Genomic DNA, 18925 nt, shown 5'->3' on the forward strand with positions numbered 1-18925 from the left:
CTTCTTCATTGACGCGGCGTTGTCTGTTTAAAGCATAAAAGCACCAAACAGACACACCCACTGACGCGGGGTGGAGCAGCCCGGTAGCTCGTCAGGCTCATAACCTGAAGGTCGTAGGTTCAAATCCTACCCCCGCAACCAACATTAAAAAAGCTCGCCCCAGTGGCGGGCTTTTTTAATGTCTGGTAGGTGGGGCAGGTGGACTTGAAACTTATGTTCAAACCAAGTAAAGCAATGCTTTGTGCAGGTTCAGAGGAGGGGAAGCCTCTAGCTAAATCCTACAGAGGGAAAAACTCAGGATGGCTACGTCGCATAGGAATACTTCAGGTAGGAATAATTAAAAAGGCGGGAGTGTTCATTACGAAATAAGCATTGACCGTCGGGTTGCCTTGAATACAGAAACCAGTTAAGTGATATGGGTATAAATATATCTTCGTGTTTTATTTGCAAAATAGAATTGCTAGCTTATCGGGTACCTTTTCCTGTTTGACATCCTGTCTAGCAGAGCAGTGGAAGAAAGAGTCTTTCATGATCGATAAACTAACCGGTCTAATTTTACGGTCAGCTTTGAGAATTAATCCTCCCCTCTATAAATCTCGCTTAGCAAGATGGGCGGAAGAAAACGATCTGCAGCGACCGGCTGTCGTTCTTTCCTTTGATTGCGACACTGATCGGGATGCTAAGGCAGCGCTTTCTTTGCAAACTATTTTCTTCAAAGCCGGAATCCCGGCCCTTTATGCGGTTCCAGGTGAGCTATTGAGGGACCATTGGAGTATTTACCAACAGTTGCCTCGCCTTGGTGGAAGGTTTATTAATCACGGTTTCCGTCGTCACGCTGCAGTGGATCCAGATACAGGGAGAGTGTATTCGACTTTAAGCTACAAGGGGTTGTCGGAGAATGCCTGGAGGGAGGATATTCGAAAAGGTCATGAAAATATTATGGAACTGACAGGTGAAGTTCCAACCATTTTTCGAACACCTCATTTCGGAGAGTTTTGCCAGCCGAAACAATTGAAACTACTATACGATTGGTTGAGTAAATTAGGCTATACCTATTCGAGTTCAGTTACCCCACGTTTTGCGGCGCATCATGGCAGCCAGTATGAACCGACGAATGGGTTGATTGAGACCCCTCTTTCAGGGTGCTTAGCCAAACCAGCTCAACTGATTGATTCATGGGGGTTTGTTTCTGCGCCTGATGCATTAGGGGTCGAACAGCTTGTTCAGGCTTTGCAGCAATATCTTGATTTGTTTGAATGCGAAACTCCTCTTCTACTGAATATCTATTTTGATCCTGCCGACATTGTAGGAGAAACTCAGGTAATTGATTTATTGGTCTCTTTTGCATCTTGGGCCCAACCAGATTATCAAGCAGTGACAGTTGGGTTGACGGAAAGATCTTTGGTTGAGGTAAAAAGAGCGTGACGCGGAAATTACTGGTCATAGGTTACTGTTTTCCGCCAACAGCGTCACCGGAGGCGTTTGTTACAGCAAAATTGCTCCATCACCTGTCTAGACAGAAAAACATTAGTGTCGACGTTATTTCTTTGGAAGCTCTTGCTGTCGCGGGATACAGTGATTTTGAGGCAGGGCGCTATGCTAAGGAACATCTAAACCATCTTGAAGAAATTGCCCAACCGCAATTGGTTAGATGGATGACGGGACTATCAAGGCTGCCGTTACGCCCGGACCGGTGGGTTCTGATGCATTGTGTTGTGAAACGCAGAGCAAGAGAGATGATCTGTGCGAACAATTATGATGTACTAATAACAAGGTCTCAATATCACTCAGCCCATCTTGTAGGGTTAGACCTAAAAAAAGAATTTCCTGATTTACCCTGGATTGCGTGCTTTTCAGATCCTTGGAGCGGTGCAGACCATCAGAAGACGATCCCTTTATTTTCATCTTGGAGTACAAGGCAAGAGAGAAAAGTTCTTGAGGCGGCAGACAGGTTAGTTTTTCCTACTGATGGCTTGCGTGACTTTATGACGAATGCGTTGTTTCGACTTATAAGTAAGTCCATAACGCTTCCGCACAGTTTCGATCCAGCCCTATATGCTTTTGATGAACATTTAGCTAGGTTTGATGGTACAGAAGAAGTTCCGGTTGATGATGTTATCATGTTTCGCCTCTTTGGCTCATTCTATGGGGCCCGTCATCCGGAGGTTTTGCTCAAAGCATTAGATCACATAAAAGTTCCGAAGGGGAAAAGAGTATCTTTTGAGATCTATGGAAGTCCACATGAGGCGTATAAAGGGTATAATGGACAGCGTTCATCTGCTTCTAGCGACAAGGTAGAGGTGTTCTACATGGGTATTGTACCCCATACTGAAGCGTTGCGCTTGATGGGTGAAGCTGACTTCCTCGTTACCATTGACGCTCCGCAAGACGGGGTAAGCTTTTATTTGCCGTCAAAGCTTGTTGATTACATCGGTAGTGGGTCGGCTTTAGTTGCTATTTGCAGTGAGGGCACCGTTGCTACGTTAACAGAAGCTGCAGGGGGTACAGTCATTAAAAACTTCGACCCCGCAGAGATCGCAGACACGTTCCAAAGATTGATTGACTTCCCTGATGAAGGCAAAAAAAAGTCAATGATTGATACGCATGTTTTCGAAAGTGGTAATGTTGCTAAGATGATGGCGAAGCAGATTGAAGCTCTGATACAGGATCGCATATGTTCGACATCTGTTTGATCAGTGAGTGGGAACTGGAAAAAGTTCGTCAAGCTGCATGCGATTGGGACACATGTTGGGCGTGGCATGATCCAGTACTGCAGGTTGCTAGGGCACAATGGCGGAATACAACGGATCTTGGTTTTTTAGTTCTCGACAAGACACGTGGTGATAAAATTTTGGCGATTGTACCGCTTGTGCTGGTGCTACCGCATAAATTTTCTACTTTGACAGGTGGGTACTTGGAAAGTACCGGGGGACCGGCAATTGACCCAAATTTACCTGCAAAAACAGTTGGAAAAACGTGGCGCACAATTCTTGCTCATTTTAAAGATACGGCGAAGAATTTTGGTAGTCGTCGGTTGGACATATCTTGTCCCCCCCTTTCTCGATCACAGTTGCTCGCCCAAAAGGCTACTGTGAATCCGCTATGTCATCTTCCTGTAAGTGACAGTTCTAGCCAAACTTGGATTCTGCAACTTGACGATAAAAGTGAAGATGACTTGTGGCGAAACCTTGAACATCGGAGCCGAAAGCAAATCAATAAGGGCCGTCGGCAAGAGTTGTCCCATGAATGGATAAAACCGTCGCCAAAATTGCTAGAGACCTACGTGGCTCTGCATGAGCAAACTTGCAAGCGAAATAAAATCCCATCCCATCCAGAAGGATACTTCCTGCAAATATTTGGTCGGATTTCCGCGGACGGTTTAGCTAGAACAGGGATCATCCGGTGCAAATCAAAAGTTATTGCCATACAGAATTTTCTTCGGTGGCAGGACACTGCTTTGTACTGGACTACTGCCTGTGAAGATCAAGCTCTACAACTATGTGCCAATGATTTTGGTATGTGGCATGCAATTCTTGCGTTGAAACGTGAAGGGGTGGTTTGGTTGGAATGTGGAGAGGCATTTCCCGGAGCACAGTCTGGTAAACTTAAAGGACTTAATGATTTCAAAAAATCTTTTGGCGGAACGCTGTATCCTTACTTTCGCGGAACAATGAACACCCGCCCAGTTATTGAGTCAATTTTCAATGTCATTCGTCATTTACGCAAAGGCTGTTAGTTATGATGAGTGAGCGAAACGACGCTGCTCATTTTGATGCTCGAGCAGCAAGATATGAAACGGAGATTGGTGAGGAGTATTCTCAATGGCTCAAATGGCATTTGCTACAGAAATACAGTCAAAGTGGCAATCTCGTTGCGGATATCGGTGGTGCGAGCGGCCGCCATGCAATCAAGCTCGCAGAGAATGGGCGAAAGGTTTATAGCCTCGACCTGAGCGAGGGGATGTTAAGACAAATGCAAAAATTGCCCGGATGGAAGAAGTTACCAGCTTCAAACCGTCCTCACGCGATCGTTTGTCGAGGGCAGGAATTGCCTATTTCCGATAGTTCGTTCGATCTGTGTTGTTGTTTTTCCACATTGCTTCTTATGTCAGACCAAACCCAAGCGATAAGGGAACTGGTTCGTATCGCCCGTCCGGGAGGGTACGTCATTTTGGATGTAGCGATGAGGTTCAATATAGGCTGGCTGTATTGGAGACGGTTTTACCGTAAGCAGGGTTTTTCTGGTATTTACCCTTTGTCGATGCAACAGGTTACCAACCTAGCAAATTCAATGAATTGTGACATCGTTGAAAATGTTGCAACAGGTATGTTAAGCCAGATGCTCTATATCCCCTTTTTGGAGCAGCATACGCCATTGCGGAAATGGATACATAAAGAAGGAGATCATCCTGATTTGGATGGTCTTTGTACCCGTTTATTCCCAATGTTCGCAAACCGTCGTTATATTGTTCTGAAAAGAGCTATGGGGTAAGGATGAGAACGTCTCTTATCAAAAAAGTTTTGGCTAGTGATCTTGGCCAACGCTTTCTGGTCGAGGGACTTGCGCGTGGTACGGCATTCATGCTGGTTCCGCTGCTCTCGTGGTCCATGGGGGCGATTGCATGGGGTGGGTATAGCCAAACAATCAGTCTGTCTTTTGCTTTTGTGCCGCTTGTGTCTGCGGGGCTCGGTTTTTCCTTGATTCGTAGTTTGGCTGGTGAAAGGAATAGTGTGCATGCGGTGCCTTTGTTATCTCTTTCAATCGGAATTATAACTGCATTATGCTTGTTTGTAGCTGCTGCCTTATTATTTTGTGGGCCGTCGATTCTGGCGTTTCTATCCTTTCCTGACTTCTTGGTCACTTCATTGTGGTTGGGCCTCATTGTTTTGTTATCTTGGGTGTCGGCAGTGGATGCGGTAATTCAGGAATTCTTGCGGGCACAACAAAATGTTCCTTTGTCGGTCAGACTGCAGTTAATAACGGCAGTAGTACATTTTGGATGCCTCGCTCTTCTCTCTTTGTCAGGCAGTGTATCCATACATACTGCCGTTGGTGCCTTGCTGCTGGCGCGTATTGCTACGGTGGGATACGGCCTCGTGGTTGTATATCGTGTCAAGTTAGCAGAGCAGCGATTGCCAGCGAATTGGCGACGTTTAGTAATATCGGGTATTCCATTTATGATTGCGGGTCTTGCTGAATGGGCTAGCAATATGGGGGATAGGCTTTTGGTAGGCTATTTCTTGGGTGCAGAAGCTGTCGCGCTATATTCTGCTATTTTGCTGTTGCTATCATTACTGATCGCATGTGGTGCTCCTTTCTGGTGGTTGCTATTTCCTGCAATGGTTTCAGCAGAAAAATCCAGTGGAACTGATCTTTTGATTCAGACCGCAAAAAGGTACAACCTTGATTACCTGTGTTTGGCTTTGGCCGTGGGCGGGCTGGTTGTAGTTGTTGCGGAACCTTTGCTTTCTTTGATGCTGGACATGAAGGTATCAGGAGTGACAAGACTTGCTCTTTTGATGGCCTTGGCTTTGTTGTTTAATCAATTAACTACTGCATGGGAATATTTTTTGGTTCTAAGAACGGGTGGCAAAAGATTGATGGTAGTTGCTTTGCTCGTAAGTCTTTTGGGGCCTGGTTTTGGAATTCTCGTTGCTCCACTTTGGGGAGTTGAGGGAATTGCCGCTGTTTTGCTATTTGCTCGTTTGGTTGCTTCTGCAAGCTTTGGGTGGATGGCTTGGCAGTTAGGTTTTCAAGATTGGCCTCTGGCTAAAGGAGAGACTTTCTTCTTATTGCTTGCTGTGACCGTTTCTTCTGCCTGCGCACTCCTAATTGCTGTAGATACTTCGGATTCAGTCGAGTCAGTTACTTTTCGCGCTAGTGCATTTGTTGTAATTTACTCTGTCTTCTTGTTGGCGTGGTGGAAATTTATTCGACAGGAATATGATGACTCCATTTAATACTTATTCCGAAGAGATGAAAGACTTTACGTGACATGCAATTATTTTTGATGATCGTCCATTACCCTGCATGTTCTGCCAAACCCTGACTGACTTCTTGTCGACAGGGGTGTTGAGGAAATGTTCAAAGGATGAAAGTAACCCCCGACCATCCGCTCCAGCGAGCAATCCCAGTCCAAGATCAAGAACTTCTTGGCGCTCTGTACAGTCCCTAATGATGATAACGGGTACGCCAGAATAAGGGGCTTCTTCTTGAAGGCCACCTGAGTCGGTGATAACTAGGCGAGCTCTGGAAACAAGAGGAGCAAGTTGGTGGAATGGTAATGGATCACAAAATAGTATAGGTGACTGGCCGCGATGCCCCATATGTCTGACGACAGTAGACTTAACTGCAGGATTGGGGTGCAACGGCCATACAACTTGCAAGTTGGGATACACAGCCATTGCTGACTTAAGGGATTGACAAAAAAGATCTAGGGCCCCGTGTAACGATTCTCGACGATGCATCGTCACAATTACCCAAGGCTTTGTTGTATCAAGGCCAGGGATGTGCGGTAGTTCGGTGCTGTTTTGCTTGAGCGTGTTTACAAGACTATCAATACCGGGATTGCCTACAATGTGAATGCGGTCGCTGGAAATACCCTCTTCCAACAGATTAGTGCGGGACAACGGTGTTGGGGCCAAATGCCAGGTTGCTATCCGGGCAATCATCTGACGTAAGCCCTCTTCGGGCCAGGGATTATGGGGGTTATGGGTTCGTAATCCTGCTTCAACATGGACAATAGGAATCATGTTTAAGTAGGCGGCCATCGCTCCACCAAAAGCTGAAACTGTGTCCCCTTGAACAATGACAAGCTCTGGGCGGTGCTCCTTAAAAGCATGATCGGAAGCTGATACAACTCTTCGCTGTATTTCGGACGCGCTTTGAGCGTGAGTCATTAAGTCAAAATCATAATCCACTCGGACATGCAGTGCATTTGCTGCTTGCTGCAATAGGCTTCGATGCTGTCCTGTGGAATAAACTCGAACGAAATTGTCGCCAAGGAGTTGACGGATTTCTTGGATTACAGGAGCCAGCTTGATAAATTCTGGACGCGTTCCAGCGATTACTGCTATCGAGGGGGATATGTGTGCGTCAAAGCAAGATCCGTCGTTAGAGTTGTGAACGAAAGGTTGGCGGCTAGGGCCCATATTTAGTATCCTTTGTGAGTGGGCTAGCAGATGGATAGAAGTTTTGTTTTCCAGTTTCTAGCAAATCGGCCATCGCTACTCCAGCCTTGTTTGGATCAAAATGTTCAAGCAAGGCAGATCGTGTCTGGTCGCCTAAAATTTTCATTCTTTCTGGCTCATTCGTAAGATCACGTAATATCTCCCCATATGAACGACTTGATGTTGTCCATATTATTGGTACTGGGGTTAGTTCTGGGGGAGTGGCGATTGGCAGAGGATTCTGCACAATAGGTAAACCAGAAAGACCTGCTTCGATTAAAGTTTTAGGGATTTCAGCGTAAGCCGTCCAACCCATGTAAATGTTGTACTGATCTAGTCTACTCAGCAAGTGCTCATTAGGCATCTGGGGGATATGCAAAATTTGATTGAGCAGTCCATTCTTCGCTGCAAACGCTAGGACCAGAACGACTTCAGGGCCGTCTCCAATGATCGTTAAATGCCAATTCTGTTCTTTCGCAAGGGCTAAGAGTATAGGGAATGCATTTTTACCTGGAATTTGTCGTCCAAAGGTTATGATTTTGACAGGGCTTTTATCATCGAAGTGTTTTTTTTTGTGACGCTTGTTGATCGCCACTACATTGGGGATGACAAAAGTTTTGTGCATATAGGATGCACTTATTGCTGCTAACGCGGGGCTGTAGACCGGTATAAGATAGTCTAGATGCTGTTGGGCATAAATACGTGCACGGCCCTCAAATAGATCCATTAGTCGGGCTTTTAGACCTTTGTTACGGCGAGCAGGGTCAATTGTGCATGTTGTATGGATGCTGGCAACAGAACGACAATCTAAGATGCGCCCCAGAATTACAGCACATTTACCAGCAAGACCATCCCCATAAGCTCGTACGGCCAAAGGTCTTTTACTGGCGATGTCCGGTGGAATGCATGCTTTCATCAATCTCCGGACTAACAGCGAGTGGAAACCACAAGTTATGAGAATCGACAGCGGGGTAATTAATTTTGCATTTATATACTCGACCTTTTCCATTCCAGCCAATTTGACAAGGTCTGCCTGCGACGGATTATCAGGAACGAGTCCAATTATAACAATATGGTCAAAGCGTTTGTCTGGATTAAAGTAACCCGGAGTAACTTCCCCTTTGGTAACCCATTCAGATATCCGAGTTGCAAGTATAACGACCAATAGCTTCGCCGTCATGGTAGGTTGAGCGATTGATTTGAGCGCTTGGCTTTACTTTTCAGCATGAGTGACCTGCTTGCGTAAGGGAGTAGTTTCGTTTTTTTGGCGACGTAGTATAGCCAGCTGTTCCGAAACTAGGCCGAAGCAAAAGAAAATTATCCCTGAAATAGATAACAAAACGCTCGAACCAAAAACCCCACTATGTTGTTTTATTTGGTAAACACCAATAGAAATCCCAACCAAGAATGTCACAAGTGCCAGCGGAAAGAAAAAGCGCTGAGGGCTAAACATAATTAGAATGCGCATCATGATGTTCACAAATCTAAAAAAGTCGCTCATTGGGCTGATGCCACTATTTCCGTGCTTGCGCGCTTGGATGTTTCTGATAGGAACATACTTAACGAAATGTCGCCCAAGGATCAGAGCCATTGTAATCGTTGTCGGATAGCTGTAACGAGCCGGGAATAGATGAATATATTCCAGTAAAACCTCTTTCTTAATTGCTCGAAATCCACTTGTTAGATCGTCGATTTGATGTTGAGCAATCCAACTTCCCAAATGGTTCAGGACATAGTTCCCTAAATTGCGAAACTTAGAGGTTTTTGATTGTGTCGTTCGCGCTCCAACCGCCATATCGTACTCATCAAGATAACTGACCAGCTCGGGTATGTTCTCCGGTGGATGTTGTCCATCTGCATCGATCATAACGATGACATCCCCGCTGGCATGAAGACTTCCTGACGTAACGGATGCTCCATTTCCCAGATTATAGGCATGACGTATGACCATAGCTCCCGCCGCTGCGGCGTTGTTGGCAGTTTTGTCGTTGGAGCCGTCGTCAACAACAACAACCTCATAATCTGGGTTCACAGTTAAAATTCGAGATACAATACCTGCAATCGTCTGTTCTTCATTAAGTGCGGGAATTACTACCGAGACCTTGTACTGATCATGCTTCATACGCTGCGTCCAATAATGATCAATCCTGAAGCTATCATCCCAATACCAATCCACCGAACAGGCGGGATCGGCTCATGGAATAGCAAAAATGCGACTAAAACGACCAGTACATATGCACAGGCACTTACGCTAATTGCAATGTTCAACGGCGTTAAGGAAAGAGAGATGAACCAAAAAACTGCGGCCAATCCATATGACATCACACCCAAAATGACATTTGGAGAGGTCACAACATGCGACAGAACTTCCTTCTTCCAAGCCAAATCAATTTCGTCGGCCCCTCGTTTCAGAAAAATATTGCCACCAATTGTGAAGACCAAAAAAACGGTCAAAAACATAACTGATTTCATTTTTCCGGGTCCAAATTTCTGAATTGTCATGCTGAGGTTGGATTATGCAAGTCCTTCAGGACTTTAGCATTTTCTCAAGTGAAAGGGCAATGCCGTTGATATATATTGACTGGAAAGGTATTACCTTAACGTGGGATAGATAGCTGTTTTCTGATTGGTGAGGTTAAGCGCTCGTATCTAAACGTATTCGAGAGCTAAGGGAAGGAATGACGGCAGTTATGTGGAAGATCGCTTTTCCTTTCGTGGGAGACTCTGTAGGTGGATCCCATATATCCGCTCTTTCTCTCATCCAAGCTTTGCCGACCGATAAGGTTGAAGCACGGTTGGTCATACATGAGGAAGGTCCATTGACATCATATTGTGATCGATTGGGCTTGCCTTACGAAGTTGTGGATCTTCCGTTTGTTGGTGCAACTGGTGGACTGAGAGCCCTCCAGCAATTGACTTTTTCAGCGCCGCAGTTGGCCATGTGGTTGCGTAGCCGCAATTTTGATCTGGTTCATGCAAATGACGGTCGAATGATCCATTCTTGGATGCCTGCTGCGGCACTGGCAGGATTGCCAAGATTGGCTCATCGCCGCACGAAATGGGTTCCATCACGAATTAGCGACAGATTGTTTGGTTTTGCTGAAAGAATCGTAACTATATCTGATTTTGTTTATGAAACAGTTCCGCCTGCTCTGAAGGCAAAGACTTGTATTGTTTCCAATCCAGTCGATTTTCCTGACTTCGATAAGGGAGAGGGACGAACTTCGTTGCGGGAAATCACAAGAAATGACGATCCTGTCGTTATGTTTGTTGGTACCCATCAAGAACAGAAACAGCCGCATGTTTTCATTGAGGCCGCAGCCAGAATTGTGGACGAGCGTCCTCGAACAAATTTTGTTTTAGCGGGCAGAAAAACTGAACTGACAAGCACACTAGAGGCTCAGGCATTCAGATTGGGGATCGGGGACCGAGTGTTCTTTACTGGGTATAGTGAGCACGTATTGCGGTGGCTTGCGGGTGCGGATGGGTTGATCGCACCAGCTATAGATGAGGGCCACGGACGTTCTTTGCTTGAGGCGATGCAGGCTGGGATACCAGTAGTTGCTTCAAATTCTGGCGGGCATGTAGAAGCCCTAGGAAATGGTCGGTGGGGAGATTTAGTGGATGCCGGTGACAGCGATGCCATGGCGAAGGCTATGCTAGATCGATTGCGGTATTCTAAAGTAAACCTTGCTCGCTGTGAAATGGCAGCTAAACACGCTCGGTGTGCTTATAGCTCAGTCAGTCATGCGAGGCATATGTTCTCGATTTACCAAGAGATGCTGGTATTATGAAACAAGGCGTGACCTTTGTTGTCGAAAGTATGGGCGGTGGAGGGGCTCAGCAGGTAATTGCTCACTTGATCCGCCATTGGTCGGCTAGAGGGGTTGAAGTTGCACTGATTACCTTTCAGGGACAGGAAGAAGACAAGGTTGAATTGCCCAAAGAAATTACACGAGTTATCCTTGATGGGCAGGGTGCCATGAGAAGCAGTAATGCGTTTCAGGCTGGTTTTTTCAATCTTCGACGTCTTTGGAGATTGCGTCGAGCCGTAAATTTACTTGAACATCATACCGTTTTCCCCTTTGTCGGAACAACTTTGGTCTTGACCATTTTGGCCCTATTCATGTCTGGAAAAAGAGTGATTGCCTGTGAACGTAATGATCCGGGCCGACAGAGTTTGGGCAAATCGTGGAATGTGATGAGATGGCTTGTTACTCGCTTTGCCTGGAAAGTGACGGCAAATTCTAGAGGTGCGCTGGAATCTATGAGTGGCTGGGTTCCAGCAAGCAAGCTTGTTTGGGTCCCGAATCCTATTCGTCGTGATAACTCTAGAATAAAATATGTTTCGGACCGTCCATTTGTTCTCGCTGTTGGGCGTTTGAACAAACAAAAAGCCTATGATGTTTTACTTGAAGCCTTTGCAGAGTTTTTGACTGCAAACGCAGAATGGAATTTGGTGATTTTGGGGGAGGGGCCAGAATACTCGCATTTACAGCGCCTGATTTGCGATTTTGGACTTGAGGATTGTGTCTTCATGCATGGATTTAAAGATCCTTTTGCTTATTATCGAACTGCTCAAATGATGGTGCAGGCCTCTCGTTACGAAGGGTTGCCAAACACTGTGCTAGAGGCGATGAGCTGTGCCTGTCCGGTGATTGTTACGGACAGTCAGACAGGACTGAAGGGGGTAGTTACAGACAGAAAAACAGGTTTAGTAGTGCCTGCAAATGATGTCGCAGCACTTGCTGAAGCTATGAAGTCGCTCGCTAGTCGATCTGGTTTGGCGCAAGAGATAGGACAGGCAGGTTGCGCGGAAGTTGCTGTATTTTCCGATGAACATGTCATGGAAATCTGGGATCAGTTGATTGCGGTTGGCCCTAAGGTAGAGGAATGAAACAGGATCTTCAGGAAAATTCGTGAGCAAGTTTAGAAAGCCGAAAATTACAATTGTGGTCGGCAGCTTGGAACGCGGTGGATGTGAGACTCATCTACTACAAGTTATGCCAGCCCTTGTTGCTTTGGGATATGAAGTATCCGTCTTCCTGCTCTTTGGGGAGGGGGTTCTTGCTGACGCTATGAGGGCGAGCGGAGTTTATGTTGATGTCGGTCACCCAAAATGGCAGTCAAGGAAGGTGCCGGGGGGGCGTATTGTTAAGCTAGCTTCTGCCGTGGCTCGTTTGATCAGGCATTTGGCAAAGCATCGACCTGACATCATCCATTTCTTTTTGCCGGCAAGTTACTTGATAGGAGCCCCAGTTTCCTTGTTGATCCCGGGGTTGATACGCGTGATGAGTCGTCGAAGTCTTAATAAATATATGGACCAAAAACCTTGGGTGGGAGCAATTGAGCGAAAGTTACATGGGCGCATGGATGCGATCTTGGCCAACTCGCAGGCCGTTCTGAGGGATTTAGTGGTCGCGGAGCACGTCAATCCAGGAAAGGTTGGAGTGATATACAACGGTGTTGCAAGAAGTGCTGCGGATTCAGGGCAGAATTCAAGTAATTGGCGTGCGAAAGTAGGGGCCGTTCCCGATAGTTTATTGATCTGTCAGGTTGCCAATCTGATTCCATACAAGGGGCATGTTGATCTATTCAATGCTCTTGAACGACTTAAGGATCGGGATTGGAAGCTGGTTTTGGCTGGGCGGGATGATGGGCATGGAGATTTCTTAAGAAGGCTCGCAACAGATACGGGATTAGTGGATCGGATATGTTTTGCTGGACCTGTGGAACTCATCGGCGAGCTTCTGGAGGAATCGGACATACTGGTTTTGCCTTCTCACGAGGAAGGGTTTTCCAACGCATTGCTAGAGGGGATGTTGGCAGGCCTTCCATGTGTGGCGAGTAATGTAGGTGGTAATGCGGAAGCTCTTGGCTATGGTTCAGCTGGGATATTGGTGCCGCCGAAAAATCCAATAGAGCTGTCCGAAGAGCTGGGTAAATTAATGGATGATTCCAGTTTGAGAAGGTCAATTGGTGAGATGGCTAGGAGCAGAGCTCAAAGGAAGTATTCCTTGCAGGCGTGTATCGATCAATATGATGCTTTTTATACAGCAATCTGGCGCAGGGAAGATTTGCATAGATTGGAAGGGTTTAAGCATCATGTTTCTAATGAATTGACTCGGTTCAAGGCAAAGTGAATAAAGAGAAATATTGGAAAAGTTTTGGCCGGTAGTTAGGGTGCTCCATCAATTTATCACCTTTGGTTGCCGAGGAGCGGCTTCTTACCTTGTTAGGGTAATTACCAGCACACCTACCTTGCTCGAAACTATGGGACACAATTTCTATGATCCTTATGGATTTTCCTTATACAAAAGACTATCGATCCCTAAACAATAATCCAGCACGCTATGCACGTCTTGACAAACGCTTAGAGGATTTGTCAGGCGAACTAATGCCTCTACGAATTGCCATACTGTCTAGCTACACGGCGGACGGCCTTAGACCGTTTTTGCGTGTCGAATTAGCGCGCCGGGGGCTGCTTGCAACATTGTCTGTCATGCCCTTTGGCCAATTTGAAGAGCTGATTCTTGACCCGGCTTCCTTGTTGTACCGCGAAGACCCGGATGTAGTGGTGATTTTGACGCGGCCAGAAGAGATGGCTGCAGATGGGACCGGGCAAGTTCAGGATGACCTGTTGAATGCTAACGTTGATAGAATCCGACTCTGGGTTGAAAATATTCGGCATTTCAGCGATGCTCAAATCCTAGTGTCTAGTCAATCCATTTCGACACCATCACTGTGGCATATCAGTGATGTCATGGATTGTCACTCAGGACCGGAGCTAATGGTCGCGCAAGCAAACAGGCAGTTAGCGACGATTTGTGGAACTGTCTCGGATTGTTATCTATTTGACAGCGATGCTGTAATCAAGACTACAGGTTTGCAGGAATGGTCTGACGAGAAGATGTATTATCTTGGCAGAATACCTCATTCGACGACCGCAAAAATTGCCCTTTCTAATGCTCTCGCACGACACGTTTCAGCGTTGAGAACATTGCCGAAAAAATGCCTAGTGTTGGATGCTGACAATACTCTTTGGGGAGGTGTAATTGGTGAAGATGGTTTAGGGGGAATCAGATTGGGGGGGGCATGGCCCGGCAATGCTTTCCAAAACTTTCAGCGTTACATTCTAAGATTACGCGAAAAGGGTGTAATTCTTGCTCTGTGTTCAAAAAACAATAAAGAAGATGTCGAGACGGTCTTTTCCGATCATGAAGATTGCCTGCTCAAATTGGAGCACTTTGGTGCCATAAGAGCAAATTGGAATGATAAGGCTAGTAACATTACGGAGTTGGCGGAAGAGTTAAATATTGGTGTCGATTCAATGGTTTTTGTCGATGACAGCCCGGTGGAGTGTGGTTGGGTTCGGGAAAACTTACCTCAGGTAACGGTAGTTCAATTACCTAGTTCTCCACTGGCATATATTGCGACGGTCGAGGCCTTTGAGGCTTTTGATATCTTGCGTTTGACGCAAGAAGATAAGCACAGGGCAAATCAATATGGCGAAGAACGCCAGCGTAAGGTGGCCCGATCGGAAGCAAAATCTCTCGAAGATTTTTTGTACAGTCTAGGAATGAAGTCCCAAATTGAGCCAGTTAGTCCTAGTAGTTTAGCTCGAGCGGTTCAATTGATACACAAGACAAATCAATTCAATCTGACCTTGCACAGGCACAGTGAGGCAGAGCTGTGTTCGCTGCTGGATGCTGGTGCGATAGCTTTGACCCTTAGACTTGAAGACAAATTTGGGGATAGTGGCATTGTTGGTTTGGCGATCGGGGTTCCTGTTGATGACAGTGATACGCAAAGCAAGGAATGCCAGTGGCGCATTGATACATTGCTTTTGAGTTGTAGGGTGTTGGGACGCGGCGTAGAGGACTTGCTGCTCGCCAGTCTCGCCAGTTATATTGAAAAGCGGCTTAAGAAAGGCTGTAACTTGATTCTGATTGGTGAATTTATACAAGGGAAAAAAAATTCTCAGGTCGCTGACTTCTACCCGAGCAGAGCGTTTGATGCTCTGGATGATGAAAAACGTTTATGGATAAGGAACTTAAACAAAACTCCGCTGGAGACACCAGCATGGTTTGATTTGGAGTAGGCTTGTGAACATGGAAGGCGCAGCTTGGATACTAGATGTTCTTAACGAGATATATGCTTTTGGTGTTGCGTCCATTTTTATGTTTGCTGCTGGCCGTGTCTTGTCAAATATAGAAACGATCGTGCCAAAAACTGATGCGGTGATGGGCCGGAGTATATTTAGTTCATTTGCGGGGGCTCTGATCCTTGCTGTACTTTCAGTGTTGGCGCTGACACGTGGTTCACCATCTAATAACGATGCTGTTTACGAGGCTTTTAGCTCTTTTGGCCTTCTCGGGCTTGTAGGTTGTTGTCTTGTTGTAATTTCAGGAGCATGCGGGTTAGCAATTTTTCACCGCTTATCGGGTCTTGACCCGGTGAAAATGGTCTATAGGATTCCAAGGTTACTATTGGCTATCTGCGCCTTGTTCGGATTTTTGGCAGCCCTTCAACCGGTTATAGCAGCTTGGAACGTACCGGGTTGGGGAGATGCCATCTTCTGGGATCGAATTTCACACACGATTGCACGTGGAGATGCGCCTTTCGGGTATGATTATTATTTGCCTGTTTATCAGTTTGGAACGGCGCTGTTATACAAGGTTTTTGGGCATCAGTTCTTTGTTCAACAGATGATGAATGTTCTGTTGGCCCCACTAACCATTCTGCTGTTGGCGGCTGCTTTGCATGAAATCACCGGAAAAGTATTACCGGTGCTAGGGGTCGCAATGCTAGCGGCGAGTCAGGATTATTTGCGCTATGAGTCGCAAATTCAGCAAATTACAAGCTGGTATGTTCCAGCCATTGCTTTGACAATGTTTGCCGTAGCTAAAGTTATCAATAGACCAGGGCAAGCTAGCTTCGTTCTGCTGGGGGGGGCGGCAGGTCTGGCTTTTTCCATTCGAAATCAGGGAGCGTTCTATGATTTTCTCATTTTGTTGGCGCCGCTATTGGGGAGAAAATTGCCATCTAAAGCGGCGCAAATCCGTGGGTGCCTGTTGGCTGGTCTCGTGTTCATCGTAGTTTTAACTCCGTGGACTTTACGTAACTATTGGGTTGATGATCGTCTTTCTCCGACAGGGGCACAGACGGGCATTCACATGGCCCTTGGCTTACACCCTGATGGGTTCCATGGTATCCGGCGAGACTTGGTGGATCCAGAATGGAAGAAGATGATAGGTTCGGATACGGGCTACGAAGAAAAGAGCCTGGTTCAAAGAAATTACATAAAACAACGTATTAAAGAGGATTTAGGGTACTTTTTTCAAGGAGCCTTTTGGCGTAGTGTTGCCTTCTGGGGATTGCTACCTGACGGTGTTTGGGCGGAAGGAGGCCCGGTGGCAACAGATTGGCGGGAAAGTGGTGTGGAATGGCTTCTCAGTAATGGTGTTAAGATATTGTTACTAGGTGCATTTGCTGTAAGTTTTTTATTAGTTGGTTTTTTTGTTTCATGGTCTTTAGCAGGTTTTTTTTTCCTCGCTGTATTTGCAAATATGATGGTGGTTTTATTTGCAGGTTTCACTGAGGAACGGATTCATTATCCTGTTTTGCCTATAATATTTGCATCATTGTTTGTTGGCTTATCTCCTCTAGTGAACAAAACATTGACTGGTCCTGAAGTTTTTCGAATGCCCGGAAGGCATGTAATTACTGTTTGCGGGATAATAATGATATTGTCATCAATTTATCATGTTAGTATTGGTAAGTATTTACTTTACAGCACTATTAATGCTCGGATTACAAGTGACGTCAATACAGCTTCGATACAGGCTGATCTTGAACGTTTTTCAGTCTTGTCCTCAAGCACAGAACTTAGATCATTTCGTGCAGGCGAATATGCTAGGGTGAGATTGGCATTAACTAATCACCATCTGCCGGTGAAGTGGTATGCTCGCGAAATACAAGGTTTTCCGCTTTGGGCATCGGACCCAAGCCAGCCAACCGTTTATCGAAGCTATTTCTTACCTGAAGGTGCGAGCGGCTATGTCTGGGGACTATCAGAAAAGGTTGGGTTGGTGCTGGATGGGATGCGGGCGCCGCGGCAACCTATTGAAGATGATATCTGGGATATGATCGTAGAAATTCGCGAGGTCGAACAGACAGGCATGGTTTTTGCCCAAGCAATAAGCGGCTTACCTCGCGGTAGAGCTGAAGCCAACGAATTGCGCTAAGGCCTTGAACGCGTCCGCTCTTCCCTTTAAAAAAAACATTCCGAATACAAGTGGCTTCCTCCCCTGTTTGGGTTGGTTCTGAAGACAAAAAGAAAGAAACGGCATGCATGATTTTGAAAATAGACTTAAACAGGTAATGGCGGATATCTTAGAAGTGGAAGTGTCTGATATTGTAGAGAATTCAAGTCCGGACACAATTGAAAGTTGGGACTCTTTGCAGCAATTAAATTTGGTGTCTGCGCTGGAAGCTGAGTTTTCAATTGCTTTGGTCCCGGATGACATTGCAGACATGCTTTCATATGCGTTGGTCCGCGACATTGTTCAGGAACGTTTAGGTGCGTGACTATGTATGAGCTGGGGCAACGCTTTACTACGGGTATCGATATTGACCATGCTTTGGTAGCAAAGTTTGCCGAGTTTTCTGGTGACTTGAACCCAATTCACGTTGATGCAATTGTCGCGCGTGAATATGGTCACCCAAAACCGGTAGCCCATGGGGCAATTTTGGTAGCTATTATATCTCGTATGATTGGTATGGAGATACCTGGCCCAGGAGCTGTTTGGCTAAGTCAAAATGTAGAATGGCTGCAGCCTGTCTATGTAGGTGATCGGATTTCTGTGACGCTGGAAATCACAGAATATTCAAAAGGGGCTTCACTTTTAACGCTGGCAGTCTGTGCTGTAAACCATGACGGAACCAAGGTGATGCAAGGACAAGCCCGAGTTAAGCAGGGGCACAATCTGGCACGCACGAGAGAAAAAAAAATGGACAAAAAAGGTCTGGCGATTCTTACTGGAGGCTCTAGGGGGATAGGTGCAATGATCGCTGCAGCATTAGCCGAAGACGGCTACGATGTTGCAGTAATCTTTCGCAGTAATAGGGAAGTAGCGAAAAAGGTTGCGACATCTGTTCAGTCGTTTGGCAGGAAATGCCATTTAGTCCATGCTGATTTAACCATCCCGGGCCAAGGAACAGAAGACCTTATCGCTTTAGGGCCATGTAATTTGTTTGTCCATGCGGCTTCTGCTGATATTGGAACTGTTCGGATTGATGAAGGTGGATGCAGCAGTCAAGATTTGTACGACTTGCACTGGCAGGTAACCTGTAAAGCCGCAATGGAATTAGTTAGGCTTGTAATACCCAGTATGGTGGAGGCTGGGCACGGGAGGTTGATTTTCATGGGAACTTCTGCACTGGATAGTTTGCCGCCAGTCGGTTGGTCTCCCTATCTTATGGCAAAACATGCGTTGTGGGGATATGTTCGCAGCCTTGCCGTTGAGCTGGGGCCGAAGGGAATCACGTCGAACATGGTTTCACCATCAATGATTGTTACAGATTTGACGAGAGGTGTTCCGCATCGGGCAAAGGAGGTTGAAGCACGCAAAAATCCTGTACGCCGACTTGCTCAACCTGGAGATGTGGCCGACGCCGTAAGGTATTTGGCTTCCGATGGGGCATCATTTGTAAATGGACAAAACATTTTTCTGACGGGCGGGATTTAAGAGCAA

General features: G+C 46.2%; 16 protein-coding genes and 1 tRNA gene. 13 read left to right on the forward strand and 4 right to left on the reverse strand.

The genetic code is table 11. The features are described from left to right. Positions 1–64: 64 nt before the first annotated feature. From RIC05_RS13875 to RIC05_RS13900, 6 genes are all read left to right on the forward strand, one after another. Positions 65–141: transfer RNA gene (locus RIC05_RS13875), tRNA-Met, on the forward strand. 387 nt (positions 142–528) lie between these two features. Further along, positions 529–1425, forward strand: coding sequence for a polysaccharide deacetylase family protein (locus RIC05_RS13880; protein ID WP_350045338.1), 897 nt, complete (start codon positions 529–531; stop codon positions 1423–1425). Next, positions 1422–2693: a glycosyltransferase family protein gene (locus tag RIC05_RS13885; protein ID WP_350045339.1), complete on the forward strand. Its 1272-nt coding sequence runs from the start codon at positions 1422–1424 to the stop codon at positions 2691–2693. The genes RIC05_RS13880 and RIC05_RS13885 overlap by 4 nt, the downstream gene beginning before the upstream one ends. Next, positions 2675–3736, forward strand: a complete 1062-nt coding sequence (locus tag RIC05_RS13890) for a GNAT family N-acetyltransferase (RefSeq protein ID WP_350045340.1) — start codon at positions 2675–2677, stop codon at positions 3734–3736. The genes RIC05_RS13885 and RIC05_RS13890 overlap by 19 nt, the downstream gene beginning before the upstream one ends. A 5-nt stretch (positions 3737–3741) precedes the next feature. Beyond that, positions 3742–4491: a class I SAM-dependent methyltransferase gene (locus RIC05_RS13895; protein ID WP_350059762.1), complete on the forward strand. Its 750-nt coding sequence runs from the start codon at positions 3742–3744 to the stop codon at positions 4489–4491. A gap of 2 nt (positions 4492–4493) precedes the next feature. Next, complete coding sequence (locus RIC05_RS13900; RefSeq protein WP_350045342.1) at positions 4494–5960, forward strand: lipopolysaccharide biosynthesis protein; 1467 nt, start codon at positions 4494–4496, stop codon at positions 5958–5960. A gap of 3 nt (positions 5961–5963) precedes the next feature. Here the strand turns inward: RIC05_RS13900 and wecB are convergent, their stop codons facing one another. From wecB to RIC05_RS13920, 4 genes are read right to left on the reverse strand one after another with little or no spacing between them, the layout of a single operon-like run. After that, entirely contained in the window at positions 5964–7151 is a 1188-nt protein-coding gene (gene wecB, locus RIC05_RS13905) for a non-hydrolyzing UDP-N-acetylglucosamine 2-epimerase (protein WP_350045343.1), read from the reverse strand. Next, positions 7141–8349 (reverse strand): glycosyltransferase, encoded by a 1209-nt coding sequence (locus RIC05_RS13910; protein ID WP_350045344.1) that lies wholly within the window; start codon positions 8347–8349, stop codon positions 7141–7143. The genes wecB and RIC05_RS13910 overlap by 11 nt, the downstream gene beginning before the upstream one ends. A 33-nt stretch (positions 8350–8382) precedes the next feature. After that, positions 8383–9291, reverse strand: a complete 909-nt coding sequence (locus tag RIC05_RS13915; protein ID WP_350045345.1) for a glycosyltransferase family 2 protein — start codon at positions 9289–9291, stop codon at positions 8383–8385. After that, complete coding sequence (locus tag RIC05_RS13920; protein WP_502989553.1) at positions 9288–9671, reverse strand: EamA family transporter; 384 nt, start codon at positions 9669–9671, stop codon at positions 9288–9290. The genes RIC05_RS13915 and RIC05_RS13920 overlap by 4 nt, the downstream gene beginning before the upstream one ends. Before the next feature lie 188 nt (positions 9672–9859). On the opposite strand from RIC05_RS13920, the gene RIC05_RS13925 reads away from it, so the two are divergent. The 7 genes from RIC05_RS13925 to RIC05_RS13955 all read left to right on the forward strand — a co-directional run bounded on the left by RIC05_RS13925 (position 9860) and on the right by RIC05_RS13955 (position 18919). Beyond that, positions 9860–10963, forward strand: coding sequence for a glycosyltransferase family 4 protein (locus RIC05_RS13925; protein ID WP_350045347.1), 1104 nt, complete (start codon positions 9860–9862; stop codon positions 10961–10963). Next, the gene (locus tag RIC05_RS13930; protein WP_350045348.1) at positions 10960–12066 is read left to right on the forward strand and encodes a glycosyltransferase; all 1107 of its coding nucleotides are present in this window, start codon (positions 10960–10962) and stop codon (positions 12064–12066) included. Before RIC05_RS13925 ends, RIC05_RS13930 begins: the two co-directional genes overlap by 4 nt. A 22-nt stretch (positions 12067–12088) precedes the next feature. Further along, on the forward strand, positions 12089–13312 hold the full coding sequence (locus tag RIC05_RS13935) for a glycosyltransferase (protein ID WP_350045349.1): 1224 nt from the start codon (positions 12089–12091) through the stop codon (positions 13310–13312). A gap of 146 nt (positions 13313–13458) precedes the next feature. Continuing rightward, complete coding sequence (locus RIC05_RS13940; RefSeq protein ID WP_350045350.1) at positions 13459–15270, forward strand: HAD-IIIC family phosphatase; 1812 nt, start codon at positions 13459–13461, stop codon at positions 15268–15270. Between the two features lie 10 nt (positions 15271–15280). Then, positions 15281–17416 (forward strand): glycosyltransferase family 39 protein, encoded by a 2136-nt coding sequence (locus RIC05_RS13945; RefSeq protein ID WP_350046127.1) that lies wholly within the window; start codon positions 15281–15283, stop codon positions 17414–17416. 103 nt (positions 17417–17519) lie between these two features. Next, positions 17520–17759, forward strand: coding sequence for an acyl carrier protein (locus tag RIC05_RS13950; RefSeq protein WP_350045351.1), 240 nt, complete (start codon positions 17520–17522; stop codon positions 17757–17759). A gap of 2 nt (positions 17760–17761) precedes the next feature. Then, positions 17762–18919 carry an SDR family oxidoreductase gene (locus RIC05_RS13955; protein WP_350045352.1) on the forward strand — a complete coding sequence of 386 codons (1158 nt, stop codon included), beginning with the start codon at positions 17762–17764 and terminating at the stop codon, positions 18917–18919. Positions 18920–18925: the final 6 nt, after the last annotated feature.

Source organism: Thalassospira sp., assembly GCF_040218635.1.
Taxonomy (GTDB): domain Bacteria; phylum Pseudomonadota; class Alphaproteobacteria; order Rhodospirillales; family Thalassospiraceae; genus Thalassospira.

Excerpts from the sequence above, each read along its gene's own strand:
- RIC05_RS13880 (WP_350045338.1), top strand. The coding sequence starts at position 529 with ATGATCGATAAACTAACCGGTCTAATTTTACGGTCAGCTTTGAGAATT.
- RIC05_RS13890 (WP_350045340.1), top strand. The coding sequence starts at position 2,675 with ATGTTCGACATCTGTTTGATCAGTGAGTGGGAACTGGAAAAAGTTCGT.
- RIC05_RS13895 (WP_350059762.1), top strand. The coding sequence starts at position 3,742 with ATGAGTGAGCGAAACGACGCTGCTCATTTTGATGCTCGAGCAGCAAGA.
- RIC05_RS13900 (WP_350045342.1), top strand. The coding sequence starts at position 4,494 with ATGAGAACGTCTCTTATCAAAAAAGTTTTGGCTAGTGATCTTGGCCAA.
- wecB (WP_350045343.1), bottom strand. The coding sequence starts at position 7,151 with ATGGGCCCTAGCCGCCAACCTTTCGTTCACAACTCTAACGACGGATCT.
- RIC05_RS13910 (WP_350045344.1), bottom strand. The coding sequence starts at position 8,349 with ATGACGGCGAAGCTATTGGTCGTTATACTTGCAACTCGGATATCTGAA.
- RIC05_RS13915 (WP_350045345.1), bottom strand. The coding sequence starts at position 9,291 with ATGAAGCATGATCAGTACAAGGTCTCGGTAGTAATTCCCGCACTTAAT.
- RIC05_RS13920 (WP_502989553.1), bottom strand. The coding sequence starts at position 9,671 with ATGACAATTCAGAAATTTGGACCCGGAAAAATGAAATCAGTTATGTTT.
- RIC05_RS13925 (WP_350045347.1), top strand. The coding sequence starts at position 9,860 with ATGTGGAAGATCGCTTTTCCTTTCGTGGGAGACTCTGTAGGTGGATCC.
- RIC05_RS13930 (WP_350045348.1), top strand. The coding sequence starts at position 10,960 with ATGAAACAAGGCGTGACCTTTGTTGTCGAAAGTATGGGCGGTGGAGGG.
- RIC05_RS13940 (WP_350045350.1), top strand. The coding sequence starts at position 13,459 with ATGATCCTTATGGATTTTCCTTATACAAAAGACTATCGATCCCTAAAC.
- RIC05_RS13945 (WP_350046127.1), top strand. The coding sequence starts at position 15,281 with ATGGAAGGCGCAGCTTGGATACTAGATGTTCTTAACGAGATATATGCT.
- RIC05_RS13950 (WP_350045351.1), top strand. The coding sequence starts at position 17,520 with ATGCATGATTTTGAAAATAGACTTAAACAGGTAATGGCGGATATCTTA.
- RIC05_RS13955 (WP_350045352.1), top strand. The coding sequence starts at position 17,762 with ATGTATGAGCTGGGGCAACGCTTTACTACGGGTATCGATATTGACCAT.